The organism is Sphingomonas lacusdianchii, assembly GCF_022664395.1.
Lineage (GTDB): Bacteria > Pseudomonadota > Alphaproteobacteria > Sphingomonadales > Sphingomonadaceae > Sphingomonas > Sphingomonas lacusdianchii.
Map to the genome: position 1 here is coordinate 120,818 of NZ_JAKRET010000003.1, position 24,240 is coordinate 145,057.

Below are 24,240 nucleotides of genomic sequence, written 5' to 3' on the forward strand. Positions count from 1 at the left end.
CCCATATCGCCGCATGGCCGAAAACCCGCAACCCGCTCGCTATCGCCCCCGCACCGATATTCTGGCGCTGGGCGAACCATTCTACGATGCCGTGACGCCGGCGGCCTTTCCCGAACACATCCTGCGGTTCAGGAACGATCGGGCGGCGGCGGAGATCGGGATCGTTCATAGTGAGACGTTACTGGCCGCCCAGACGTCAGCCGCTCCCCAAACGTCAGCCGCTGCCCAAACGTCATCCGGTCCACAAACGTCACCCCAGCGCAGGCTGGGGTCTCTTTCGGTTGAAGCGGTGCGGCCTCCGCGGGGAGAACCCAGCCTGCGCTGGGGCGACGCAAGTGGCGAGGACGCCGCGTATCGAGCGGCCGCTTGTGACACCCTGTCGCTTACCGATCCGCAATGGATCGACCATTTCGGCCGCTTCACGCCCCTGCCCGGCAGCATCCCACAACCGCTCGCGCTGCGCTATCACGGCCATCAGTTCCAGTCCTACAACCCCGATATCGGCGACGGCCGCGGCTTCCTGTTCGCGCAGGCGACCGACCAGCGCGACCGCCTGCTCGATCTCGGAACCAAGGGGTCGGGACAGACCCCGTACAGCCGTTTCGGCGACGGTCGCCTGACGCTGAAGGGCGGCGTGCGCGAAGTGTTGGCGACCGAGATGCTCGAAGCGCTGAACGTCCCCACCTCGCGCAGCTTCTCGCTGATCGAGACCGGTGAGGAACTGGTGCGCGGCGACGAACCCTCGCCGACCCGCTCGGCGGTGCTGGTCCGGCTGAACCACAGCCATGTCCGCATCGGCACCTTCCAGCGGCTCGCCTATGAACGTGACGCGGATGCCATGCACCGGCTGGTCGACTATGTGCTGACCCGCCTGCACGGCCGCACGCCGGGCAGCACCGCCGCGATCGAACTGTTCGACGAGGTTGTCGGCCGCGTCGCGACGCTCGCCGCACGCTTCATGGCGGCGGGCTTCGTCCATGGCGTGCTCAACACCGACAACATCAATGTAACCGGCGAAAGTTTCGATTACGGCCCGTGGCGGTTCGCCCCGACCTGGGACGCGGGCTTCACCGCCGCCTATTTCGACCATCAGGGCCTCTACGCCTTCGGCCGCCAGCCCGACGCGATGCACTGGAACGTCATGCAACTGGCGGTCGCGCTGCGCACCATTGTCGAGGCACCGCCGCTGATCGAGGTGCTGGAGACCTTCCCCGAACGCTATGCGGCGGCGGCGGCGGAAGCGATGCTGTGGCGGCTCGGCGTTGCCCCGCGCGATCCGGCCACCGATCGCGCGCTGGCAGACGCCGTCACCGCCGCGCTTGCGGCGTCGCAAATGCCGATCGACATTTTCTTCTTCGAAGCATTTGGCGGCTGGCTGCCCGAGGGCGACGACTGGACCGCATTCGAATCCGTCCGCGCGCTGCTGTCCGAGTATCGCCCGCGCAGCGACCGCAGCCATGCTTACTGGTCCGATGCGGCACCCTGTTCGATGCTGATCGGCGAAGTCGAGCAAATCTGGGCCGCCATCGCCGAACGCGACGATTGGACGCCGTTCCATGACAAGGTCGCCGCCATCCGCCGCATGGGACAGGCCCTTGCCTGACCTCGACCGATCGTAGCAGACAACTGGCATCGTCGCGCGATCTGGTCCAAGGATGCGCGCACATCAGGAGGCGGATACGACTACGCATGGCCGAACTTGTCTCGACCGAACCCGCAACCGGCGCGACCCTCTGGCGTGCCCCTGTCGGCGATGCTGATACCGAAGTCGCCGCCGCCCGCGCCGGCTGGGCCGGCTGGGCCTCCCGCTCGCTCGCCTACCGGATCGAGGCGATGCGCCGCTTCGCCAATGTCGTGCGCAGCCGTGCCGAAGCCTTTGCCGACGTCATCGCCCGCGAAACCGGCAAGCCGTTGTGGGAAGCGCGGACCGAGGTCGAAACCGTCATCGCCAAGGTCGAAATCTCGATCACTTCCTATGGCGAACGGACCAGCCAGCGCCGGCTGGAATCACAGGCAAGCTCGCGCATGGCGCTCCGCCACAAACCGCATGGCGTGCTCGCGGTGCTCGGCCCCTATAATTTTCCGGCGCATCTGCCCAACGGCCACATCGTCCCGGCGCTGATCGCGGGCAATGCGGTGGTATTCAAACCCTCCGAAAAGACACCGGCCAGCGGCGCGTTCCTGGTCGATTGCTACCGCGCCGGCGGCGTGCCCGACGATTGCGTAAGGCTGTTGATCGGTGGGCCCGAACAGGGCCGGGCGCTCGCCGGCCATCCCGATATCGACGGCCTGCTCTTCACCGGATCCGCGCGCACCGGCATCGCGCTCAACCGCCAGTTCGCCGAGACGCCCGAAAAGATCCTCGCGCTGGAAATGGGTGGCAACAACCCGATCATCGTCTGGAGCGCGCCCGACCTCTATGCCGCCGCCGTGCTGGTGGTACAGTCGGCCTTCACCTCGGCCGGGCAGCGCTGCACCGCCGCGCGCCGGCTGATCGTCGAACGACGGCTGGCCGAACCCCTGCTCGCCGAAATCAACCGGCTATGCGAACGGCTGATTATTGCCGAACCCCACGCCGATCCCGCACCCTTCATGGGCCCGGTCATCGACAACGAGGCCGCCGACCAGCTGACCGAAAGCTTCCTGTCGCTGACCTCGCGCGGCGGGCGTCCGCTGCGCTTCCTGCAGCGGCTGGTCGAAGGGCGTCCGTTCCTGACCCCCGGCATCATCGACATGTCGGACACCGCCGAGCGCAGCGACATCGAACTGTTCGGACCCGTGCTGCAAATATTCCGCGTCGACAGTTTCGAAGACGCCATCGCCGAGGCGAACAACACCCGCTACGGCCTGTCTGCGTCGCTGATCTCGTCCGATCCACAACTGTACGACGGCTTCTGGGCGAATATTCGCGCGGGTATCGTTAACTGGAACCGCCCGACCAACGGCGCATCCTCGGCCGCGCCGTTCGGCGGCATCGGCTGGTCGGGCAATCATCGCCCCTCCGCCTATTACGCCGCCGACTATTGCGCCTATCCGGTCGTGTCGGCCGAAGCGGAGCAGGCGCGCGCGTCGATCGGCATCGGGTTGCGCAACCAATAGCCTGCTAAACAATCCCTTCCCGTCCCCCAAGCAAGCGTCGGTTGCCTGGGGGCGGCCGCGGTCGCATCTACGGCTGCATGGCAACGCTACTCGATCCGACCGCGCGCGGGCGCGTCATCCTTGTCGGGGCAGGCCCGGGTGATCCCGGCCTGCTGACCGTGCGCGCGGTGGAAGCGCTCAGGACCGCCGATGTCGTCGTGCATGACGGGCTGATCGACCCGCGCGTCCTCGACCTCGCGCCCGCGACCGCGCAACGCATTTCGGTCGCCAAGCAGCGCGCGCGTCACACCCTGCCGCAGGAATCGATCAACGCGCTGATCGTCGCGCACGTGAAGACCGGCGCGATCGTCATCCGGCTGAAGGGCGGCGACCCGTTCATCTTCGGTCGCGGCGGCGAAGAGGTCGAGGCGGTGCGCGCCGCCGGTCTGCCGGTCGAGGTCATTCCCGGTGTTTCGGCCGCGCTCGGCTGTGCGGCAGGCGCCATGTTGCCACTGACGCACCGCGACTGGTCGTCGGCGGTCAGCTTCGTGGCAGGTCAATGCAAGGGCCTGTCCGAACAGGACTGGTCGGGCCTTGCCGGACAGGGCCGCACGCTGGTGATCTATATGGGCGTCGCGACGGCGGAGGCGATCGCCGACAAGCTGATGGCCGATGGCGTCGCCCCCGACATGCCGGTCGCGGTGCTGGAGCGCGGCACCTATGCCGACGCCCGCGCGCTGCGCACCCTGCTCGCCGATCTCGGCCCGATGGTCGCGCGCGAGGATGTGAAGAGCCCGGCGGTGATCGTCGTCGGCGAAGTCGTGCAACTGGCCGATGCCGAGGACAAGCTCGGCGCATGGGCGAAAGCTGCGGAGACGCTGGCATGAAGCTGCTGACCGGAAACGATCTCGCCAGCGGCGACGTGACGTGGTGGACCGGCAACGACTGGTCGCGCCATGTCGAGGATGCCGCCGACGTCGGCGAGGATGGCGAACGCATCGCCCAGGTCGAGGAAGCGGCGCGGCGGGTCAACGTGCCGTACGTGATCGACGCGGTGGCGACCCCCGAAGGTCCCCGTCCCGCCCATATCAAGGACCGCATCCGCGCACTCGGTCCCACGGTGCGCACCGACCTGACGCTCAAGCCCGCCGATCCGCAAGCCGGGGCGTGGGTCATATAATCAAGCTCCTCCCCGCTCCGCGGGGAGGGGGACCAGCCGCAGGCTGGTGGAGGGGGATGTCCCCAAGCGGAGCATCGGTGGAGAACCCCCTCCACCATGCTGCGCATGGTCCCCCTCCCCATGCTGGGGAGGAATTTGCAAGTGTACCAATACGACACCTACGACCAGTCGATCGTCGATGCCCGCGTCGCGGAGTTCCGCGACCAGGTCGAACGCCGCCTGTCGGGCCATTTGACCGAGGATCAGTTCAAGCCGCTGCGGCTGATGAACGGCCTGTATCTCCAGCTCCATGCCTATATGCTGCGTGTCGCCATCCCTTATGGCACGCTGTCGTCGACGCAGATGCGGGTGCTGGGCGACATCGCCCGCGCCTATGACCGGGGGTACGGCCATTTCACCACGCGCCAGAACCTCCAGTTCAACTGGATCAAGCTGGCCGACACGCCCGACATTCTGGAGAAGCTGGCCAAGGTCGAGATGCACGCCATCCAGACCAGCGGCAACTGCATCCGCAACATCAGTTCCGACCAGTTCGCCGGCGCCGCCGCCGACGAGCGGACCGACCCGCGCCCTTGGGCGGAGCTGCTGCGTCAGTGGAGCACCTTCCACCCCGAATTCAGCTACCTGCCGCGCAAGTTCAAGATCGCGGTGATCGCCGCCGATGAAGATCGCGCGGCGATGCGCCTCCACGATATCGGCCTGCGCATCACCCAGCAGGACGGCGTCGCCGGCGCGCAGGTCTATGTCGGGGGCGGCATGGGCCGCACGCCGATGATCGCGCCGCTCGTCAACGACTTCGTGCCGCTGTCGGACCTGATGAGCTATCTGGAGGCCTGCCTGCGCGTCTACAATCGCTACGGTCGCCGCGACAATATGTACAAGGCGCGGATCAAGATCCTGATCCACGAGATCGGCGTCGACAAATATCGCGCCGAAGTCGCCGAGGAATTCGCCCATATCAAGACGCTGGGCATCGATCCGCCCCAGGCCGAATTCGACCGCATCGCCGCCTTCTTCGCTGATCCCGCCTTCGCCGACACCACCGCCGATGCCCCGGTCGATCGCAGTGACGCGGGCTTCGCCGCGTGGCTCGACCAGAACACGCACGCCCATAAGCGCGCCGGCTATACCATCGTCACCATCAGCCTGAAGCCGACCGGCGGCATCCCCGGCGACGCGTCGGCCGATCAGATCGACGCGATGGCCGATCTGGCGGAGGCGTACAGCTTTGCCGAACTGCGCGTCACCCATGCGCAGAACATCGTCCTGCCGCATGTCCGTTCGGCCGACCTTCGCGCAGTCTATGACCGGCTGGTGGCGATCGGGCTGGCCGAGGCCAATCTCGACCTGATCACCGATATCATCGCCTGCCCCGGCCTCGATTATTGCAGCCTCGCCAATGCGCGTTCGATCCCGCTCGCGCAGAAGATCGCCGATCGCTTCGCCGATCCGGTGCGGCAGCGCGATCTGGGCGAACTGAAGCTCAAGATCAGCGGCTGCATCAACGCCTGCGGCCACCATCATGCCGGGCACATCGGCATTCTCGGGGTCGACCGGAAGGGCACCGAGAATTACCAGCTCCTCCTCGGCGGATCGGGTGCGGAAGATGTGTCGCTCGGCAAGATCACCGGCCCCGGCTTTTCCGAAGACGGCGTGGTCGACGCGATCGAGCGCGTCACCGACCGCTATCTCGCCGAACGCACCGACGGGGAGCGCTTCGTCGACACCTATCGCCGGATCGGCATGGAACCGTTCAAGGAGGCTATCTATGGTTGAGGCCCTGCGCCTGCGCGACGATGCCGCGCATGACGAACCCGCCGTCACCCTCGACGCGTTCCTCGGCCAGTCGAACGCGACCGCCGTGCGGATAGAGGCCGGCGACGATGCCCGCCTGCTGCTGCCGCATCTCGACCGGCTGGCATTGATCGAGGTCAGCTTCCCCAAATTCCGCGACGGGCGGGGCTATTCGGCCGGGCGGATCCTGCGCGAGGCGGGCTATACCGGCGAACTGCGCGCCGAGGGCGACGTGCTGGTCGATCAAATTCCGCTGATGCGCCGCTGCGGCTTCGATAGTTTCGCGCCCGCCGCGCCGGTCGATCCCGCCGCGCTCGAACGCGCGCTGGAACGCTACGACCATGTCTATCAGGCGGCGGCCGACGGGCAGGTGCCGGTGTGGAAATTGCGTCATGGCTGATGCCGACCCCGATATTCGCGTGCGCGACCGGTTGGACCTTGCCCCGCGTTTCACCGCCGCCGATGCGCAGGCGCTGAACGACCGCTTTCGCGATGCCTCGACGCACGAGATGCTGACCGTCGCCCTGCGCGAGCGGCTGCTCGGCAAGGTCGCGGCAGTGTCGTCGTTCGGCGCGGAATCGGCGGTGCTGCTCCACCTGATCGCGTCGGTCGACCGCTCGGTCCCGGTACTGTTCCTTGAAACCGGAAAGCATTTTCCCGAAACGCTCGCCTATCGCGACCTGCTGGTCGATCGGCTGGGCCTGACCGATTTCCGCAACCTCCGCCCCGATCCGGCGCTGCTGGCGGCGAAGGACGCCACCGAGTTGCGCTGGTCCTACGACCCCGATGGCTGCTGCGAAATCCGCAAGGTCGAACCGCTCGCGCGGGGCCTTGCCGGCTTCGATGCCAGCTTCACCGGCCGCAAGGCGTTCCAGTCGGCGACCCGCACCGCCCTGCCCCGCTTCGAACTCGACACGTCGGACAGCGTCGGCCGGTTGAAGATCAATCCGCTCATCACCTGGACCCCGGCGGATATCGACGCCTATTTCGCGCAGCACGACCTGCCGCGTCACCCGCTCGTCGAACAGGGTTTTCCCTCGATCGGCTGCCAACCCTGCACCAACCGGGTAAAACCCGGCGAAGACCCACGCTCGGGTCGCTGGGCCGGCTGGGAAAAGGTCGAATGCGGCATCCACAAGCCGCTGCTCGACGGCGATCCGAACCTGCCGAGCTTCTGAGCCGCGCTTGCCCCGCCTCGGTTTCGGGCGCAAAGGGCGGCGATGCAGCAATCGGCAGTCGCCTATTTCACCAACGGCCGGATCATTATCGCACCCGTGTCGCGCACCCTGTCCGCCGACACGATCGCGACCGATCCCCAATGGTTCGGCAAGTCGGTGAAGAAGGCGGTCGTTGCGCAGGCGATCGCCGATGCCCTGTCGGCCTCGCAAACCGGCCTGACCGATCCGACCCCCGAACAATGGAAGCGCCAGTTCATCCCCTTCCAGGACGCGGCGGCGGTCAAGAACTTCAAGACCTTCATGCGCGAAGCCAAGCGCGTCGACATCGACCGGACGGGCGACACGATCGTGCTTACGCCGTCCGACAATCTCGGTGTGAACAACGGCTTCGAACCGCGCCCGGACGATGCGAAAACCGTCACGGCTGGTGATGGCGAGGCGGCGGCAAGCGCGCTGCTGATCCTCCTCGGGTTGCGGCCGGACCCGGCCTTCACTTCCACCAAAGCCTGACCCAAACGTCACCCCAGCGAAGGCTGGGGTGACGATCTCAGCCTTCGACCGGCCTATAGCGTGATGACAAGCGGTAGAACCGTTCGTGCTGCGTAGGGGCTGAGCAAAGTCGAAGACCCGTATCGAAGCACCCGCCGCAGCCGGTACTTCGATACGCCATTTCGACAAGCTCAATGGCTACTCAGGACGAACGGGTCAGGTTCATGCCATCCGACTCTACGCCCAAGGCTTGGTCCGCATCGCATGGTCGGCCGCGCGGGCGGTCAGCGCCATGAAGGTCAGCGACGGGTTGACGCACGATACCGACGCCATCTGCGCGCCATCGGTGACGTAGAGGTTCGACGCATCATGCGCCTGGCTCCACCCGTTCAGCACCGACTTGCGCGGATCGGCGCCCATGCGTGCGCCACCCATTTCATGGATCGCGTCGCCCGGGATATGCGCGCCTTCATAGCTGCGGACGTTGGTCAGGCCCGCCGCCTTCAGCATCTTCTCGCCTTCGATCCGGGCGTCGGCCATCATCTTCAGTTCGTTGTCGCGGAACTTCACGTCGAACTTCATCAGCGGCACGCCGAACCGGTCGACCTTGTTCGCATGCAGCGACACGCGGTTGTCGGCATAGGGCAGGCATTCGCCGAACGCACCCATGCCGAACTTCCACGGGCCATATTGCCGCATGCCGTGCTTCATGTCCTTGCCGAAGCCGACCGGCGCCATCGGTTCGCGCCGTGCGCTGCCCTGATAGCCATAGCCGCGACGGAAGCCGACGCCTTCCTCGCCCTTCAGGTTGCGGAAGCGCGGGACATAGACCCCGCCCGGCCGCCGGCCATATTCGATCAGGTCGGTCATGCCGGGGATCTCGCCCTCGGCGCCGACGCGGAAGATATGGTCCATGACATAGCGGCCCAGCGTGCCGCTGGTATCGAAATGGCTGCGACCGCCGCCGCCCATCCGCGAATTCATCAGGATCTGCGTCGATGCCATCGCCGACGCGCACAGGAAGACGAGGTTCGCCTGCACCGTCTCCGCCTGCCCCGTCTTGGCATCGACGAAGCGCACGCCGGTCACCTTCTTGCGCGCGGCATCATATTCGAGGTTGGTGACGACCGCGTCCGAGCGCAGCGTCAGCCGCCCGGTCGCCCGCGCCGCCGGCAACGTCACCGCCTGGGTCGAGAAATAGGCGCCGAACGAACAGCCATTGCCGCACTGGTTGCGGAACTGGCACTTGCTGCGGTTCTGGTCCGGCTTGTCCTCGGTCATGTTCGACAGGCGGGTGTGGATCAGCTTGCGGCCCGGAAACTGGGTCTCCAACCGTTCCTTCAGCCACTTCTCCGCGACGTTCATCGGCATCGGCGGCTGGAATTCGCTGTCGGGCAGGTACGGCAGGTTCTCGCGCGAACCCGATACGCCGATATATTTCTCGACATAGCTGTACCATGGCGCGACGTCGTCATAGCCGATCGGCCATGCGCCATCGATGCCCTCGCGCTTGTTCGCCTCGAAATCGTCGGCGCTCCACCGGAACGTCCAGCGACCCCAGATCAGCGACTTGCCGCCAACCGCACCCGGGCGGATCCAGTAGAATTTCTCCCCTTCGTCATAGGCATAGGGGTTCAGCCGGTCGTCATTGTAGAAGGACCGGTTGCTGGGCGAGACATAGCCATATTTCGCGATGAAATAGTCGCTGTCCATCAACGGCTTGGGCATCTGGTTGCGCGCCGGGACCTCATATGCGGGCTTGCCGTCATACGGATAGCCCTCGACGTGCTCGACCATGCGGCCACGGTCGAGCATCAGGACGCGCAGGCCCTTTTCGGTCAATTCCTTCGCGGCGAACCCGCCGCTGACGCCCGATCCGATGACGATCGCGTCGAACCTGTTGGTGACTGCCATAATTCCCCTCCAAGGGTATCTGTTTTAGTAACGCAGCGCCTTGAGCGTCCGGAAACTGGTGGTGATATCGGGTAGATAGGGCGCGGGCGCCTGATCGTTCTCGACGTAGAAATGGCGGACGCCGGCACTGCCGCGGCGAGCGAACAGTGCGGCGAAATCGGTCTTGCCGGCACCGACCGCGGTCATGCTGCCATCGGCGCGCGCGTCCTTGACGTGATAGGCGTAGAGGCGCGGCCCCAGCCGATCGATCCACCCGCCGACATCCTCGCCGGCATGGCCGACCCAGTAGAGGTCGAGCTCGATCTTCACCAATGCCGGATCGGTCGCCTTCAGCAACCGCTCGTACAGGCTGACCCCGCCCGGCTTCACCGTGAATTCGAAATCATGGTTGTGATAGGCGAAGCCCAGCCCCGCCTTGCGCAGATCGGTTGCGAAGCGGTTGAAGTTCGGCAGCGCCGCGTTCCAGCCCGCCTCGTTGCGATGCTGGTCGACCATGTACGGCAGGACCACCGTGTCGGCGCCCAGCGTCTTGGCCATCTCGACCTGCTTGTCGAACGCCCCCAGCAGCGCTTCATACGGCACATGGATCGACGGCGCCTTCAGCCCCAGCCGATCCATCGTCCGGCGGAGGAGCTTATGGTCCATGGCGTCGTAGCCGCCACCGCCATATTCGACTTCCTTGTACCCGATGCGGGCGATGTCGCCGAGCGTCTTGACCGGGTCCTTCTGGAACAGGTCGCGCACGGTGTAGAGCTGGATGCCGACGGCCTTGATCTGCGCCGCCTGCGCGATGCCCGTTACGCCGAGCGCGGCGATGCCGCCCGCACCGGCAAGGACGTGCCTGCGATTGACGATCATGCGCTATACACCTTGTTGACCTGCGAATAGGGAAAGGCGCCGTTATATTCGCCGGGCACCGGCAGATATTCGCGCTCCTGCGTCATGCCGATCTCCGACGTGTAATAGCCGGCGATGACCAGCTGGCGGAACGCTTCGAAGAAGGTCTTGCCGCCCGGAATCTGGTCGTTCATCGCCAGCGTGAGCAGCGCGTCCTGCTGCGCGGGCGTCGCCTTGGCACCCGCAACCTTGTAATCGGTCATGCTGCGCTTCTCGATCGCGTCGAGGCCGGCGACGATCGGCACCCGCTCGGCCGGATAGGACCAATCGGCCAACAGCTTCTCGATATAGGCCGGAACGCCCGCGGCGATCGCGCCCGGCGTATCGGTGGTCGGGATCACCCGTTCGCTCAGCGCCGTCATCAGCGCGCGTTGCGGCGCGGTGAATACCGCGGCGCTCGGCGGGCCGTCGCTGATCGCCGGCACCCCGACCGGACCCTCTGCACCCACGGCGCGGGCGAGCGGGGCATAGAGCGCGGTGCCGAACATCGCCGCGACACCGGCAAGCGCCGTCCTGCGATCGATCATTTGCTGTTCTCCTTCAGGTCCTGCGCGATCGCGCTCTCGGGCAGCGGCCGTACCCAGATGTTGCGGAACGACACCGGCGAATCATGATCCTGCAACTGGATCGGCGCGGCATCGCCATGTGCCTCGTACTTCGCGACCTGCCGCCAGATGGTCGTGCCCAGCATCGCCTGATGGTTCTGCACCACCACCCCGTTGAGGAGCGCGGTGACATAGGCCGGGCGCACCAGCGAACCGTCGGCGGCGAAGCGCGGCCGTTCGAATATGATGTCGTAGGTCTGCCATTCGCCGGGCTTGCGCGACGCGTTCACCAGCGGCGGCTTCCAGCCATAGACCGCACCGACCGTGCCGTCGGCATAGGTCGGGTTCTGATCGCCGTCGAGGATCTGCACCTCATAGCGCTGCATGAACCAGATGCCGCTATTGCCGCGGTCCTGCGAGGTCTTGGTCGGCGGGTTAGGGCTGCGGAATTCGAGGTGCAGTTGCACGTCGCCGAAGCTCTGCTTCGACACCAGATCGCCGCCGCCCTTGCCGTCCGGCCCACGCGACGGGACGGTCAGCACGCCGTCCTTGACCGGCCATGGCGTGCCCTTGGGAGACCAAGCGTCGACCGATCGCCCGTCGAACAACACGACCGCATCAGACGGCACCCCACCGGGCTGTGCAGCAGGCGTCACTACCGTCGGCGTCGGCCGGTCGGCATCGTGCACCCGCCACTGACCACCGGGCAGCACCGGCGTATCCTTGAACCCCGGCCTGTCCTGCGCGCCGGCGGAACCCGCCAACGCTGTCAGAACGGAACCGAGCGCCGCTATGTCACGCAGCCTCATCATCCCCTCCTTCTTATACCTGATCGATCCCGCGATAAGCGGCGACCAGCGCCTCTTCTCCCGGCCGACCCTTTATCGAATTGCCATGTTCCATGCCGATCACCCCGGCATAGCGCTTGCCCCTCAGCCATTTGACGATGGAGGCATAGTTGATCTCGCCGGTTCCGGGCTCGTTGCGGCCCGGATTGTCGCCGAACTGGATATAGCCGATCTCGTCCCAGCAGGTGTCGAGCGTCGGGATCAGATTTCCCGACTGAATCTGCTCATGATACAGGTCGGCAAGGATCTTGACCCCCGGACTGTTCGCACCCCGCGCGACCGCATAGCCCTGGGCGATCGACTGCATATAGACGCCCGGATGGTTGGTCCGCGTGTTCAGCGGCTCCATGACCATCGCGATGTTGTGGGGCGCGACGATATCGCCCGCACGCCGCATGATATCGATCACCCGCGCGGTCTGGATATCCTGCGGCACCTTCGGATCCATGAAGCCGGTCACGACCGTCATCCGGGTCGCCGACAGCCGCTTGGCGACGTCGATCGAGGCGCGGATGTCGTTCAGGAAGCCTTCGCGCTCCGCCCCGTCATTCGCGCCCAGCAGCGGCCGCGACTGCGACCATTTCGGCATGCTGGCGACGAACACGCCCATCGTCATGCCGCGCTGTTGCAACGCCTTCGCCATCGCCGTCTGTTCGGCAATGCTGCGCCCGGCCGCTTCGTTATCCTCCCACGCCGTAAATCCGTGATCGGCGGCATAGGCGATCTGTTCGATCCGGTCGCCGCGGCTGGCGAAGCTGCCCTCGTGCGGCGCGAATTTCAGCGAGAAGCGCGCGGCATTGCTGCCGCCGCCCTCGCGCCGTTGCGACGCCCCGACACCGGCGGCCAGGGTCGCGGCTGCGGCCCCCGCCATGACCGTACGCCGCGACACGGAGCTCACTTGGCCGACGTCAGGTAAGCGATGATCGCCGCGCGCTTGGCCGGATCGGGCGTAGCGATCGGCATGCGCGTACCCGGCACCTTCTTGGCCGGTCCCGCCAGATATTCGTCGAGCGTCTTCGCATCCCAGCGCAGCTTCGACGCCTTCATCGCCGGCGAATAGTTGAAGCCCGGCACCGATGCCGCCGGCCGTCCGACCACCCCGAACAGATTGGGGCCAATACCGTTGCGGCCACCCTTGTTCACCGTGTGACACGCCTTGCACGCATTGAACGCGGGCGGTGCCGCAGTCTGGGCGGTGCTCGGCGTCGCGGTCGCCAGCAGCGCGGTCGCACCCGCCGCTCCGACAATCGCCATACCCGTCAGCAGTTTCATCTTCACTCTCCCGCTTCCACTGGGGTCCATTTCCGGTCGGAGGCCGCATTCGCGATCACCGCCTCGATAAAGTTCATCGTGCGCAGCCCGTCGGTCAGCCCGGGGACGAAGCGTTCGTCCTGCCCGCGAATCGCTGCTGCAAACCCTTGATACAGATTGGCGAATGCCTCGATATAGCCTTCGGGATGCCCCGACGGCGTGCGCAGCAGCGCCTGCGTCGACGCGGCAAGCCCCGGTCCGCCTGCGCGCACCACCTCCGCCGGCCGGTCGAGCCAGCGCAGCGTCAGCGTGTTCGGCTCCATCTGCGCCCATTCGAGCGTGCCGTGTTCGCCCGACACGCGAAGCTTCAGGCCGTTCTCCTCGCCCGCTGCGACCTGCGTCGCCTTGAGCGTACCGCGTGCACCGCCCTCGAAGCGCAGCAGCGCGCTGACATCGTCGTCGAGCCGCCGCCCGGCGACATGCACCGTCAGGTCCGCCGACACCTCGCTCACCGCCACACCCGAGACATGTTCGGCCAGATGGAAGGCATGGGTGCCGATATCGCCCAGACAGCCGCCAAGGCCAGCCTTGGCTGGATCGGTGCGCCATTCCGCCTGTTTGTTGCCTTCGCCATCGATCGGCAAGCTTAGCCAACCCTGCAAATACTCAACCTGAACGAGCCGGATCTTGCCCAGATCGCCGCGCGCGACGCGGGTGCGCGCCTCTTCGACAAGGGGATAACCGCTATAGGTGAAGGCCAGCGCGAACTTCGCGCCGCTCTGGCGCGCCGCTGCGGCGATCGCGCGGGCCTCGTCGCTGCTCATCGCCATCGGCTTTTCGCAGAAGACGTGGATGCCCGCCTCCAGCGCCGCGATCGCCATCGGGGCATGGAGGTGGTTGGGGGTGACGATCGCCAGCGCGTCGATCCGCTCACCCAAGGGTAAGGCAGTTTCGGCGGCGATCAGCGCGTTCAGGTCGCCATAGACACGCTGCGGATCGAGCCCGAGCGCGGCACCGCTGCGCTCGTTGCGCGCGGCATCGCTGCTGAACGCGCCGGCTACCAGTTGCCAGTCGCCGTCCAGTGCCGCCGCCTTGCGGTGGATCGCGCCGATGAACGCGCCCTCGCCACCGCCGGCCATGCCCAGTTTCAACGCCTTCGCACTCATTCCGCAGACAATCCCATCAGCTTGCGGATCGCGGCTCGATCGACGCCGCTCTTGGCGAAATCGTCGAAGGCGTGATCGGTCAGGCGGATCATATGCGCGTCGATGAACGGAGCGCCTTCGCGTGCGCCATCCGCCGAGTTCTTGAGCGCGCATTCCCATTCGAGCACCGCCCAGCCGTCATAGCCATATTGCGCCATGCGGCTGAACACGCCCGAGAAATCGACCTGCCCGTCGCCCAGCGAGCGGAACCGCCCGGGACGATCGACCCAGTCCTGATAGCCGCCATACACGCCCGAGCGCCCGGTCGGATTATATTCGGCATCCTTGACGTGGAAGCACGAAATACGGTCGTGATAGCGGTCGATGAAGTCGAGATAGTCGAGCTGTTGCAGCACGTAATGCGACGGATCGAACAGCAGTCGCGCGGCATTGTGCCCCTTCACCGCGTCGAGAAAACGCTCCCACGTCGCGCCGTCGTGCAGGTCCTCCCCGGCATGAACCTCGAACGCGCAGTGGACGCCATTTTCCTCGAACACGTCGAGGATCGGGGTCCAGCGCCGCGCCAGTTCGGCAAACGCTTCCTCGACCAGTCCGGCCGGGCGCTGCGGCCACGGATAGACATAGGGCCATGCCAGCGCACCGGAGAAGGTCGCATGCGCCTTCAGCCCCAGATTGGCGCTGGCCTTCGCCGCCATCTTGACCTGCTCGACCGCCCAGACCTGCCGTTCGGCGGGCTTGCCATGGACTTCCGGGGGCGCGAAGCCGTCGAACAGCGTGTCGTACGCCGGATGGACCGCGACCAGCTGCCCCTGCAGATGCGTCGACAGCTCGGTCGGCTCGATGCCATGCTTGGCCAGCTTGCCGCGCAGGTCGTCGCAGTAATCCTTGCTCTCCGACGCGGTCTTCAGGTCGATCAGCCGCGTGTCGCAGGGAATCTGCACGCCGACATAGCCGAGCCCGGCGGCCCATTCGGCCATGTTCTCCAACGTGTCGAACGGCGCCTGATCGCCCATGAACTGCGCCAGGAAAATGCCAGGCCCCTTCATCCCCGTCATGCCAGCGTCTCCTTGCGACGATCGTCGCGGAAGGTGAATTGGAACAGCAGCGCGATCGCCGCGGCGGCAACCGCCGGATAGACCCACATGCCCTGCCAGTCGGCGATGGTCGGCGCGGCCGGCAACTGCGCATAGATCAGCGCGCCGATCTGCGACCCCAGCAACATGCCGACGCCATAGGTGAACAGCGTCAACATGCCTTGCGCCTGCGCATTGACGCCCTTCGGCGTGGCGATGGTGCCGACATAGATTGCGCCTGCCACGAAGAAGAAGTCGTAGCACACGCCGTGCAGCGCGACGCCGAGGTAGATCGCCCACAGCCCCGATCCGCCGTCACCGATCGCGAACAGCGCATAGCGCAGCGCCCATGCCGCCATGCCGACCAGCAACAGCGGCTTCACCCCGAAGCGGCGATAGAGCCACGGCATCGAGAACATGAAGACCAGTTCGGACATCTGCCCGATCGCCAGCGTCCCGCTGACATTCTCGATCCCCGCCGCGCCGACATAGGGCGAGGCATAGGCGTAATACATGGCCAGCGGCACCGAGATCAGCGTAGCGCAGACGATGAAGGTCAGGAACGACTTCTGCCGCATCAGGCCGAACGCCTCGACGCAGAACACCTGCGCGAGCACGCTGCCGCCCTGCGGCTTGTCGGCCTCGACCGCCGGCAGGGTGAAGCTGTACAGCCCCAGCGCGACCGAAACGACCGCCGCCACCCAGAATATCTTCGGGCTGGCCGACAGCCCCGCCCAGCCGATGATGAGACCCGCCGCGATCCAGCCGATGGTGCCAAAGGCGCGGACGAACGGGAAATTATCGGTCCGCTCGCCGAAGCTCTTGAGCGCGATCGTGTTCGCAAGGCCGACGGTCGGCATGTACAGGATCATGTAGCCGAGCAGCAGCCATACGAACGTGCCGCCATTTTCGGGCGTCAGCAACGTCGGCAGCAGGTACAGCAGCACGCCACCGACGAGATGCAGGATCACCATCAGCATCCGCGGCGCGACATAGCGCACCGCGACCATGCCGAGCAGCAGCGACCCGACGATCGACGCGATCGGTCCCATCGAAAACGCATTGCCGATCAGGTTCCCGATCCCGACCGTCTGCATCACCAGGCCGAGCGTGACCTGCCACGCCCCCCAGATGAAGAACTGCATGAACATCAACGCGCTCATCCGCGCGGTCAGGCTTCCGCCGACCGAACGCTCGGTCACGGGCCCGACACCCTCCGCTATGGCCATCAGCCACCCCTCCGCAGTTTTGTCTGCTAATTTGTGGGCAACGCTAGGTAGGTCGACGCGCGGTGTAAAGACGCGATATCATCGACTTCCGCAAACCGGCCATTTACAGGCTGTTACATCCGGCGCGTGGGTGCCGGACGGTAAGGCAGGCTTTTCGATATGACGCGCAGTTTTCAGCCGATCCGCGAATGGCACGATGTCGATCGCCAACGGTTCGAGGCGGACATCGTCCCGCTGCGCCAGCCAGCGGTACTGCGCGGCATCGCCGCGTCGTGGCCGGCGGTGGAGGCAGCGCGGCAGTCGGACGCGGCGCTCAGCGACTATATCGAGGCGACCGACCTCGGCAAACCGGTGCCCGCCTTTCTGGGGCCGCCGCAGATCAACGGGCGATTCTGGTACAGCAACGACCTGCGCGGATTGAACTATCAACAGCGCATCGCGCCGATCGCCGAATTGCTCCACGTGCTGATGCGCGCGCGAGACGAGGAACAGCCGCCGGCCTTCTACGCCGGCGCAGTGCCGATCGCCGAAAACTGTCCCGATTTCGCACGCGACAATGTGCTCGGCATCACCGGCCCGGGCGCGGTCGCGCGGCTGTGGATCGGCAACCGGGTGACGGTGTCGACCCATTTCGACATGTCGGAAAATATCGCGGTGGTCGTCGGCGGGCGGCGGCGCTTCACCCTGTTTCCGCCCGAACAGGTCCGCAACCTCTATGTCGGGCCGTTCGACTTCACCTTTGCCGGGCCGCCGGTCAGCATGGTCGATCTTCGCAACCCCGATCTCGACCGCTATCCGCGCTATGCCGATGCGCTGGAAACCGCGCTCGAGGCCGAACTGGAACCCGGTGACGCGATCTACATCCCCTATATGTGGTGGCACCAGGTGGAGGGACTGTCGCCGGTCAACGTGCTCACCAACTATTGGTGGGACCTGTCGCCGCGCCATTGGCAGGGCTCCCCGTTCCGCACATTGATGCATGCGGTGATGAGCATCCGCGACCTGCCCGAGCGCGAGCGCGACGTATGGCGGACGTGGTTCGACCATTATGTCTTCGGCGCCGGCCATGACGCCGTCACCCACCTGCCCCCCGCCGGTCGCGGGGCACTGGGCGAGATGACGCCCGACATGGCGCAGCGGGTGAAGCATTATCTGATCGACGACTTGCGTCGGTAAATGCCGGCACGCCCGGACTGCAACGCGCGTCATCCCAGCGCGGGCTGGGATCTTCCGGTGATGGCGCGGGGCAAGAGCCGCACGAGGCCCCAGCCTTCGCTGGGGCGACGTTTCCGCTTGGCTGGATCAGACGCTAGGACGGACTGCGACAAAACCGGTCGATGAACGCCATATGGTCGGGCATCGCCCGCACCCCGGCATCCATCGCCCCGGCAATATGGGTCATGCGCCGGTCGAGCTCCTCCTCGGACAATATGTCTGCGATCGGGTGATGCCGCTTCGGGTGGATATTCTGCCCGTGCAGCACCGCCAGCCAGCTCGTCTCGCTGAACAATTCATTGTCGTGGCGATAGAGCCGCGCATTCTCCCGGAAGATCGCGATGCGTTCCTCCAGCGACGCCGGGATCGCCATGTCGCGACAGCGGCGCCAGAACGGGCTGTCGTCGCGCGCCGTCGCCTTGTAATGCAGGATCAGAAAGTCGCGGACCTGTTCATATTCCAGCCGCGTCCGCCGGTTGTAATAATCGATATCGGGCTGGTTGAACGAACGGTCGGGGAAGTTGGTCAGCAGCCGGGCGATGCCGGTCTGGATCAGGTGTATCGAGGTCGATTCGAGCGGTTCGAGAAACCCCGCCGCCAGTCCCAGCGCCACGACATTCCGGTCCCACGCCTTGCGCCGCACCCCCGCCGTGAAGCGCAGGAAGTTCGGCCCGGCCAGCGGCGCACCGTCCAGTCCTTCGTCGAGCATGGCGAGCGCGGTGTGGTCATCGACATAGTCCGAACAATAGACATGCCCGTTGCCGGTGCGCGACTGGAGCGGAATGCGCCAGCGCCACCCGACGCTGGTCGCGGTCGCGCGCGTGTACGGTGTCGGATCGCCCACCCGCGCGCACGGCCGCGCCACCGCGCGGTCACACGACAACCATTCGCGCCAGTCGTCGTAACCGGCGTTCAGCGCCCCCTCGATCAACAGTCCGCGAAAGCCCGAGCAGTCGATGAACAGGTCGCCCGCGACGTTGCTACCATCGTCGAGTACGACATGATCGACATGGCCGTTCGCGCCGTTCAGCGCGACGTCGACGATTCGCCCTTCGGTCCGCACCACGCCCGCCGCTTCGGCACGTTCGCGGAGATATTTGGCGTAGAGCGCGGCGTCGAACTGGAACGCATAGCTGATGCCGGCCAGCGGCGATCCGCGCCGCGACGGGTCGGGCCGCATGAACTTGCCCGCCCGCGCCGCGCCCACGCCGATGCTGTATCGATCCAGCGGCAACGCGCGCCCGGCCTGGGCATGGCGGTACCAGAAATGGTGGAAATGGATGCCCTCCATCTCCTGCCCATAGGTGCCGAAGGGATGGATATAGCGCTCGCCGATCCGGCCCCAGTCGACGAATTCGATGCCCAGCTTGAACGTCGCGCAGGTCCGGCGGACAAAGTCGTCCTCGTCGATCCCTAGCAGCCGGTTGAAATACTGGATATGCGGGATCGTCGCCTCGCCGACGCCGACCGTGCCGATCGCTTCGGATTTGACGACGCGGATCGTCATGCCGCTGCCCGCCAGCATGTGCGAAAGCGCCGCCGCCGCCATCCACCCCGCCGTGCCGCCGCCGACGATGACGATGCTGCGAATGTTCGCCTCGCTCATGCCGCCATCGCCTGTGCCGGGCAGTAGCGGGCAAGGAAGTCGCTATGGGTCGGCATCCGCGCCACCGCCGCCGCCATCGCCTCGCGCATCGACGTCAGGCTTCGCGCGACATCCGCTTCGGGCAGCGTCGCGACGATCGGATCGGACGATTTCGGCACGACCCCCTGCCCCAGCATCACCGCGACCCAGCTCGGCCGGGTGAACAGTTCGTCATTGTAGCGGAACACCCGCCCGGTTTCGCGGAACAGTTCGATCTTGTGGAGCAGCGTATCGGGCAGGGTCATGGTCCGGCAATGGTTCCAGAATGGCGTGTCGTCGCGCGCGGTCGCTGCGTAATGCAGGATGATGAAGTCGCGCACCTGTTCGAATTCGGTGCGCATGTGGCGATTATATTCGGTGCGCAGAATGTCGGGCATGTCGCCGCGCGGGAAGAGCGAGATGAACCGGCTGATCCCTTCCTGGATCAGATAGATCGACGTCGATTCTAGCGGCTCCAGAAACCCGGCCGCCAGCCCGATCGCGATGCAGTTGCCCGACCAGAAACGCTCCCGACACCCCGCCCTGAACCGGATACGGCGCGGTTCGGCGAGCGCGGGCGCATCGAGATTGGCAAGCAGCGTCGCGCTTGCCGCTTCCTCGGTCGTGAACGCGCTCGAAAAAATATGACCGTTGCCGACCCGGCGCTGCGTCGGAATGCGCCATTGCCAGCCGGCATCGCGCGCGGTCGCGCGGGTATAGGGTGTCGGCGGCCCGGCATGTTCGCTCGGCACCGCCAGCGCGGTGTCGCACGGCAGCCAGTGGTTCCAGTCGACGAAGCCACTGCCCAGCGTTTCCCCGGCAAGCAGCGACCGGAAGCCGGTGCAGTCGAAGAAGAAATCCCCCTCGACCACCCGCCCGTCGCCCAATGTCAGCCCGGTGATCGCGCCATCGCCACCCTGCCCGACCACACCGACAATGCCCTCGACCCGGACCACGCCGCGCTTCTCGGCATAGCGCCGCAGGAACCGCGCATAGAGCGTCGCGTCGAAATGATAGGCATAGCGGATATGCGACAGCACCGAGCGCGGATCGGGATCGGGCAGGACGAACTTGCCCGCCCGCGCCGCCACCGCGCACAGGCTATAGTCCTCGATCGGTTGCGGCGCGCCATGTTCGCGGGCGCGCAGCCAATATTGATGGAAATCGATGCCCTGCATGTCGACGCCATGCTGGCCGAACGGATGGACGTAACGTTCGCCCTTCGCGCCCCAATCGACGAACTCGATGCCCAGCTTGAACGTCGCCTGCGTCGCGGCCATGAACTCGGCCTCGTCCACGCCGAGCATCCGGTTGAAGTTCAGTATGTCGGGGATCGTCGCCTCGCCCACCCCGACCGTGCCGATCGCATCCGATTCGACCAGGGTGATCGCGACGTCCTTCGGATCAAGCAGGCTCGACAGCGCGGCGGCGGTCATCCACCCCGCCGACCCGCCGCCGACGATCACGATCCGGCGCAACAGCGGCGCGCTCATACCATTCCCCGCTTGAGATATTGTTCGAGTTGCGCACGATAGATCCGCGCCGGCGGCAGCTTCGCGACCGCCGCTTCGATATCGCCTGCCATCTTCATCAGGAACTGCCGCACCCGCGCCGGATCGGCACGATCGGCCAGCCGGTCGTGGCGCGCCGGTCGCAGCCCCATTCCCATGTGCAGGATCGTCCAGTCCTCCGGATGGAAGGGTTCGAGGTCATAGGCGACCAGCACCCCGCGTTCGGCGAACATGCCCAGCTTGCGCGCCAGCTTTTCGGGAACCGCCCGTGCCTTCGCCGCCTGCCAATAGGGGCCGTCGGGCAGGCCGTCGGCAGTGAAGAAGGCGCGCTGGAACAGATCGACATGGTCATGATCGTCGGCAAAGCGCCGGTCATATTCGCACGCCTCTACGCCCATGTCGTGCCGCACAGGGATCAGCGTCAGCAGCCGTTCGATATCGCGTTCCAGCAGCATCATCGGTGCCGGCGTCAACGGCTCGACCATCGCCACCGCCTGTCCGATACCGACGCAATTGCCGACCCAGCCCCGCGACCGGCGACCGGTCGTGGCTTCCACCGCCCCTGCCGTCGAAACCCGGATATGCCGCACGCGCCCTTTCAACGGCGTCTCGCTCTGCCACCCCTCGGGCGAGACACGCACGGTGCGTAAAGGAGCTTCGTCGGCGCTGGCCCGATCCTCGACGGTGATGCCGATCCGGCGATCGCCCTGCCAGTCGGATGCCAATGCCGACAGCAGCAATGCCGCCGGACCGCTGCAATCGACATAGAGGTCCGCGCGCACCAGACCGCCATCGTCCAGCCGCACGCCCGCGATCACGCCCTCCGCGACGTCGACACCGACAACCGACCCCGCAACCCGCTCGACCCGCCCCGCCGGAACCGCCGCCGCGAACAGCGCCGCATAGTCGGCGGGATCGAACTGATAGCCATATTCGGCGCGCGCCAGCGGATGCTGGCCATCGCCCTCGCGCGGCGGATGGACGAACACGCCGCGCCGCGCCGCCTGCACGCCGGCGACATAGGGCGCGATCCCGTCCGCCGCGACGAGCGTCAGATACTGGTGCAACTGTACGCCGTCGATCACCGGAAACGGCAGCGCAAACCCCTGCATCCACCCGCGCCCGCCCCAATCGGCATAGCGCGTCCCCCACGAAAAGCTCGTATCGCTGTCTAGGATCAGCCGGCGTTCATCGACCCCGACCGACAGGTTGAAGGCATAGGCCGACGGCGCGGTGACGCTGCCATAGAACAGGTCGCTGCCCCGCTGATCGCCGGCATCGACGCGCAGGATCGCGACGTGGGGCGGCAAATGCGCCGCCAGCGCCGCGACCGTCATCTCGGCCGCCAGACCGCTGCCGCCCACCAATATGCGTCCGACCGGTGCGGACGTTTCGAACCCCTGCATCATCGTCCTTCAAGCCGCCAGACCGGCCGCGGCCGGCGATCGGCGGATATAGTCGGCATGGTCGGGGGTCGCCTGCACCGCCTGCGCCACCGCCCCGCGCAGCGCCGCCGCGCGCGCCGCGATCGTCGCATCGTCCTGCGCGAGCACGCGCGGATCATATCCCTTCGGCATCAGCCTCTGCCCGAGCATCACCGCAACCCAGCTGGGCGGCAGGAACAACCCGAACTGATAGGGTACGACATAGCCGCGCGTCAGCCACGCATCGATCTTCGCCTGCAAACTGTCGGGCAGGGTCAGCGCGCGGAAATGGCGCCACATCTCGCTATCCTCCCGCTCGGTCGCGACATAGTGCAGCAGCAGGAAGTCGCGCACCCGTTCGAAGTGCAGCGCCATCCGCCGATTATACTCGTCGATATCGCCCGGATCGAAGTGACGCGTCGGGAACAGCGCCAGCAACTCGGTGATGCCGTCCTGAATCAGGTGGATCGACGTCGATTCGAGCGGCTCCAGAAACCCGCTGGCCAGCCCGATCGCGACGACGTTGCGTTTCCAGAAATCGCGGCGGCGTCCGGTCGTGAAGCGCAGCCGCCGCGGCTCGGCCTGCATCGGCGCGTCGAGATTGGCGACCAGTTGCGCCTGCGCATCGTCGTCGGAGATGAAGCTGCTGCAATAGACATGCCCGTTGCCGACCCGGTGCTGCAACGGAATCCGCCATTGCCACCCCGCCGTCCGCGCCGTCGCGCGCGTATAGGGGCCGAGTGGTCCGCGACTGTCGGTCGGCACGGCGACCGCGCGGTTGCACGGCAGCCAGTTGCTCCAGTCGTCATAGCCCGACTGCAACGCCCCTTCGATCAACAGCCCGCGAAAGCCCGAACAGTCGACGAACAGGTCGGCCTGTACCACCCGTCCGTCGGCCAGCGTCACGTCGCGGACATGTCCACGCTCCCCGTCGAGCGCGACGTCGACCACCTTGCCCTCGACCCGCTCAACGCCACGCGCTTCGGCATAACGCCGCAGGAAGCGGGCATAGAGCGAGGCGTCGAACTGATAGGCATAGCCGAAGCTCGATTCGACGTTACGCACATCGCTGCCGGGATGGCGGAAGCGGTTGTTCTCAGCGGCGATGACCGGAAAGGAATATTCGTCGAGCCGGGTCGTATCCCCCTGTTCGCGCAGCCGCAGCCATTGATGATAAAAGGGGATGCCGTCGTCGGTCGGCCCGTAATTGCCGAACGGGTGAATATAGCGGTCGCCGATTCGACCCCAGTCGCAAAATTCGATGCCCAGTTTGTACGTGGCTTCGGTCGCGCGCATTAGATCCGATTCGGCGATACCCAGCGTCGTATTGAACGCGCGGATATGCGGCAGCGTCGCTTCACCGACCCCAACCGTCCCAATTTCGTCCGATTCGATCAGCTGCACCCGGACGCCCAGACCGTGCAGCCTGTTCGCAAGCGCAGCAGCGGTCATCCAGCCGGCGGTACCGCCGCCGACGATGCAGACCCGTTCGATCTCGGCGATGGCAGTCATGCCGTTTTCAGCCCGTCATCGGCGTGTTTAGTCATGGAAACGCCCTTCTCCGACAACATCGTTCGCACTGCACAAGCATTTCCGCAACCACATCGTTAACGCGTTGCAATGCAGCAATAATTACGTACGTAATGTTACTTGATCTACCATCAAAACGCCCGGCCCGGACAATTGTCAACGATGTCGGCTAAATATGTTACCGCTATCTTGTAGGGGTAAATCAGATCAGTTATGCACCCGATTGTTGCCGCACCATTGCCAGCCGTATCGTATCGAAAAACGAGAAACGAGCAGCAAGGATCGCGCACACAT

Annotated in this window: 22 protein-coding genes; 9 read left to right on the plus strand and 13 right to left on the minus strand. The window is 65.8% G+C overall.

Going from position 1 to position 24,240, the window contains the following annotated elements; all coding sequences use genetic code 11:
- The first annotated feature begins 13 nt into the window (after nucleotides 1-13).
- The 8 genes from MF607_RS05540 (at nucleotide 14) to MF607_RS05575 (ending at nucleotide 7,740) form a co-directional block, all read left to right on the plus strand.
- Nucleotides 14-1,603, plus strand: coding sequence for a protein adenylyltransferase SelO family protein (locus tag MF607_RS05540; RefSeq protein WP_431311899.1), 1,590 nt, complete (start codon nucleotides 14-16; stop codon nucleotides 1,601-1,603).
- Nucleotides 1,604-1,689: 86 nt separating this feature from the next.
- Nucleotides 1,690-3,099, plus strand: a complete 1,410-nt coding sequence (astD, locus tag MF607_RS05545; protein WP_242116574.1) for a succinylglutamate-semialdehyde dehydrogenase — start codon at nucleotides 1,690-1,692, stop codon at nucleotides 3,097-3,099.
- 77 nt (nucleotides 3,100-3,176) lie between these two features.
- On the plus strand, nucleotides 3,177-3,965 hold the full coding sequence (gene cobA, locus MF607_RS05550; RefSeq protein ID WP_242116575.1) for a uroporphyrinogen-III C-methyltransferase: 789 nt from the start codon (nucleotides 3,177-3,179) through the stop codon (nucleotides 3,963-3,965).
- Nucleotides 3,962-4,258 (plus strand): DUF2849 domain-containing protein, encoded by a 297-nt coding sequence (locus MF607_RS05555; RefSeq protein ID WP_242116576.1) that lies wholly within the window; start codon nucleotides 3,962-3,964, stop codon nucleotides 4,256-4,258. Before cobA ends, MF607_RS05555 begins: the two co-directional genes overlap by 4 nt.
- Nucleotides 4,259-4,399: 141 nt before the next feature.
- On the plus strand, nucleotides 4,400-6,034 hold the full coding sequence (locus tag MF607_RS05560) for a nitrite/sulfite reductase (RefSeq protein ID WP_242116577.1): 1,635 nt from the start codon (nucleotides 4,400-4,402) through the stop codon (nucleotides 6,032-6,034).
- The gene (locus MF607_RS05565) at nucleotides 6,027-6,452 is read left to right on the plus strand and encodes a DUF934 domain-containing protein (protein WP_242116578.1); all 426 of its coding nucleotides are present in this window, start codon (nucleotides 6,027-6,029) and stop codon (nucleotides 6,450-6,452) included. Before MF607_RS05560 ends, MF607_RS05565 begins: the two co-directional genes overlap by 8 nt.
- Nucleotides 6,445-7,230, plus strand: a complete 786-nt coding sequence (locus tag MF607_RS05570) for a phosphoadenylyl-sulfate reductase (RefSeq protein WP_242116579.1) — start codon at nucleotides 6,445-6,447, stop codon at nucleotides 7,228-7,230. Before MF607_RS05565 ends, MF607_RS05570 begins: the two co-directional genes overlap by 8 nt.
- Before the next feature lie 42 nt (nucleotides 7,231-7,272).
- Nucleotides 7,273-7,740: a hypothetical protein gene (locus MF607_RS05575; RefSeq protein WP_242116580.1), complete on the plus strand. Its 468-nt coding sequence runs from the start codon at nucleotides 7,273-7,275 to the stop codon at nucleotides 7,738-7,740.
- A 216-nt stretch (nucleotides 7,741-7,956) separates the two neighbouring features.
- Here the strand turns inward: MF607_RS05575 and MF607_RS05580 are convergent, their stop codons facing one another.
- From MF607_RS05580 to MF607_RS05620, 9 genes are read right to left on the minus strand one after another with little or no spacing between them, the layout of a single operon-like run.
- Nucleotides 7,957-9,633: a GMC family oxidoreductase gene (locus tag MF607_RS05580; RefSeq protein ID WP_242116581.1), complete on the minus strand. Its 1,677-nt coding sequence runs from the start codon at nucleotides 9,631-9,633 to the stop codon at nucleotides 7,957-7,959.
- Between the two features lie 24 nt (nucleotides 9,634-9,657).
- Nucleotides 9,658-10,491 (minus strand): sugar phosphate isomerase/epimerase family protein, encoded by an 834-nt coding sequence (locus tag MF607_RS05585; RefSeq protein WP_242116582.1) that lies wholly within the window; start codon nucleotides 10,489-10,491, stop codon nucleotides 9,658-9,660.
- Entirely contained in the window at nucleotides 10,488-11,057 is a 570-nt protein-coding gene (locus tag MF607_RS05590) for a gluconate 2-dehydrogenase subunit 3 family protein (RefSeq protein ID WP_242116583.1), read from the minus strand. Before MF607_RS05590 ends, MF607_RS05585 begins: the two co-directional genes overlap by 4 nt.
- Complete coding sequence (locus MF607_RS05595) at nucleotides 11,054-11,884, minus strand: 3-keto-disaccharide hydrolase (protein WP_242116584.1); 831 nt, start codon at nucleotides 11,882-11,884, stop codon at nucleotides 11,054-11,056. The genes MF607_RS05590 and MF607_RS05595 overlap by 4 nt, the downstream gene beginning before the upstream one ends.
- Nucleotides 11,885-11,897: 13 nt before the next feature.
- On the minus strand, nucleotides 11,898-12,812 hold the full coding sequence (locus MF607_RS05600; RefSeq protein ID WP_242116585.1) for a hydroxypyruvate isomerase family protein: 915 nt from the start codon (nucleotides 12,810-12,812) through the stop codon (nucleotides 11,898-11,900).
- 5 nt (nucleotides 12,813-12,817) lie between these two features.
- Nucleotides 12,818-13,195, minus strand: coding sequence for a c-type cytochrome (locus MF607_RS05605; RefSeq protein ID WP_242116586.1), 378 nt, complete (start codon nucleotides 13,193-13,195; stop codon nucleotides 12,818-12,820).
- 2 nt (nucleotides 13,196-13,197) lie between these two features.
- Nucleotides 13,198-14,340 (minus strand): Gfo/Idh/MocA family protein, encoded by a 1,143-nt coding sequence (locus MF607_RS05610; RefSeq protein WP_242116587.1) that lies wholly within the window; start codon nucleotides 14,338-14,340, stop codon nucleotides 13,198-13,200.
- A complete protein-coding gene (locus MF607_RS05615; RefSeq protein ID WP_242116588.1) occupies nucleotides 14,337-15,395 on the minus strand; it encodes a sugar phosphate isomerase/epimerase family protein in 1,059 nt (352 codons plus the stop codon). The genes MF607_RS05610 and MF607_RS05615 overlap by 4 nt, the downstream gene beginning before the upstream one ends.
- Nucleotides 15,392-16,615 carry an MFS transporter gene (locus tag MF607_RS05620; RefSeq protein ID WP_242116589.1) on the minus strand — a complete coding sequence of 408 codons (1,224 nt, stop codon included), beginning with the start codon at nucleotides 16,613-16,615 and terminating at the stop codon, nucleotides 15,392-15,394. The genes MF607_RS05615 and MF607_RS05620 overlap by 4 nt, the downstream gene beginning before the upstream one ends.
- Before the next feature lie 186 nt (nucleotides 16,616-16,801).
- Here MF607_RS05620 and MF607_RS05625 point away from each other — a divergent pair, with 186 nt between their 5' ends.
- Complete coding sequence (locus MF607_RS05625) at nucleotides 16,802-17,818, plus strand: cupin-like domain-containing protein (RefSeq protein WP_242116590.1); 1,017 nt, start codon at nucleotides 16,802-16,804, stop codon at nucleotides 17,816-17,818.
- Nucleotides 17,819-17,951: 133 nt separating this feature from the next.
- Here MF607_RS05625 and MF607_RS05630 read toward each other — a convergent pair whose 3' ends face one another.
- Genes MF607_RS05630 through MF607_RS05645 form a run of 4 tightly spaced genes read right to left on the minus strand, consistent with a single transcriptional unit; the run spans nucleotide 17,952 to nucleotide 23,928 of the window.
- Nucleotides 17,952-19,463, minus strand: coding sequence for a tryptophan halogenase family protein (locus tag MF607_RS05630; RefSeq protein ID WP_242116591.1), 1,512 nt, complete (start codon nucleotides 19,461-19,463; stop codon nucleotides 17,952-17,954).
- A complete protein-coding gene (locus MF607_RS05635; protein WP_242116592.1) occupies nucleotides 19,460-20,974 on the minus strand; it encodes a tryptophan halogenase family protein in 1,515 nt (504 codons plus the stop codon). Before MF607_RS05635 ends, MF607_RS05630 begins: the two co-directional genes overlap by 4 nt.
- Complete coding sequence (locus tag MF607_RS05640) at nucleotides 20,971-22,401, minus strand: tryptophan 7-halogenase (protein WP_242116593.1); 1,431 nt, start codon at nucleotides 22,399-22,401, stop codon at nucleotides 20,971-20,973. Before MF607_RS05640 ends, MF607_RS05635 begins: the two co-directional genes overlap by 4 nt.
- A 6-nt stretch (nucleotides 22,402-22,407) precedes the next feature.
- A complete protein-coding gene (locus MF607_RS05645) occupies nucleotides 22,408-23,928 on the minus strand; it encodes a tryptophan halogenase family protein (RefSeq protein WP_242116594.1) in 1,521 nt (506 codons plus the stop codon).
- Nucleotides 23,929-24,240 lie beyond the last annotated feature (312 nt).

What these genes read in the sequence shown, in the direction of transcription:
- MF607_RS05585 (WP_242116582.1), bottom strand. Translation starts at nt 10,491, where the DNA reads ATGATCGTCAATCGCAGGCACGTCCTTGCCGGTGCGGGCGGCATCGCC.
- MF607_RS05595 (WP_242116584.1), bottom strand. Translation starts at nt 11,884, where the DNA reads ATGAGGCTGCGTGACATAGCGGCGCTCGGTTCCGTTCTGACAGCGTTG.
- MF607_RS05625 (WP_242116590.1), top strand. Translation starts at nt 16,802, where the DNA reads ATGACGCGCAGTTTTCAGCCGATCCGCGAATGGCACGATGTCGATCGC.
- astD (WP_242116574.1), top strand. Translation starts at nt 1,690, where the DNA reads ATGGCCGAACTTGTCTCGACCGAACCCGCAACCGGCGCGACCCTCTGG.
- MF607_RS05555 (WP_242116576.1), top strand. Translation starts at nt 3,962, where the DNA reads ATGAAGCTGCTGACCGGAAACGATCTCGCCAGCGGCGACGTGACGTGG.
- MF607_RS05570 (WP_242116579.1), top strand. Translation starts at nt 6,445, where the DNA reads ATGGCTGATGCCGACCCCGATATTCGCGTGCGCGACCGGTTGGACCTT.
- MF607_RS05615 (WP_242116588.1), bottom strand. Translation starts at nt 15,395, where the DNA reads ATGACGGGGATGAAGGGGCCTGGCATTTTCCTGGCGCAGTTCATGGGC.
- MF607_RS05605 (WP_242116586.1), bottom strand. Translation starts at nt 13,195, where the DNA reads ATGAAACTGCTGACGGGTATGGCGATTGTCGGAGCGGCGGGTGCGACC.
- MF607_RS05540 (WP_431311899.1), top strand. Translation starts at nt 14, where the DNA reads ATGGCCGAAAACCCGCAACCCGCTCGCTATCGCCCCCGCACCGATATT.
- MF607_RS05590 (WP_242116583.1), bottom strand. Translation starts at nt 11,057, where the DNA reads ATGATCGATCGCAGGACGGCGCTTGCCGGTGTCGCGGCGATGTTCGGC.
- MF607_RS05610 (WP_242116587.1), bottom strand. Translation starts at nt 14,340, where the DNA reads ATGAGTGCGAAGGCGTTGAAACTGGGCATGGCCGGCGGTGGCGAGGGC.
- cobA (WP_242116575.1), top strand. Translation starts at nt 3,177, where the DNA reads ATGGCAACGCTACTCGATCCGACCGCGCGCGGGCGCGTCATCCTTGTC.
- MF607_RS05635 (WP_242116592.1), bottom strand. Translation starts at nt 20,974, where the DNA reads ATGAGCGCGCCGCTGTTGCGCCGGATCGTGATCGTCGGCGGCGGGTCG.
- MF607_RS05640 (WP_242116593.1), bottom strand. Translation starts at nt 22,401, where the DNA reads ATGATGCAGGGGTTCGAAACGTCCGCACCGGTCGGACGCATATTGGTG.
- MF607_RS05565 (WP_242116578.1), top strand. Translation starts at nt 6,027, where the DNA reads ATGGTTGAGGCCCTGCGCCTGCGCGACGATGCCGCGCATGACGAACCC.
- MF607_RS05630 (WP_242116591.1), bottom strand. Translation starts at nt 19,463, where the DNA reads ATGAGCGAGGCGAACATTCGCAGCATCGTCATCGTCGGCGGCGGCACG.
- MF607_RS05580 (WP_242116581.1), bottom strand. Translation starts at nt 9,633, where the DNA reads ATGGCAGTCACCAACAGGTTCGACGCGATCGTCATCGGATCGGGCGTC.
- MF607_RS05575 (WP_242116580.1), top strand. Translation starts at nt 7,273, where the DNA reads ATGCAGCAATCGGCAGTCGCCTATTTCACCAACGGCCGGATCATTATC.
- MF607_RS05645 (WP_242116594.1), bottom strand. Translation starts at nt 23,928, where the DNA reads ATGACTGCCATCGCCGAGATCGAACGGGTCTGCATCGTCGGCGGCGGT.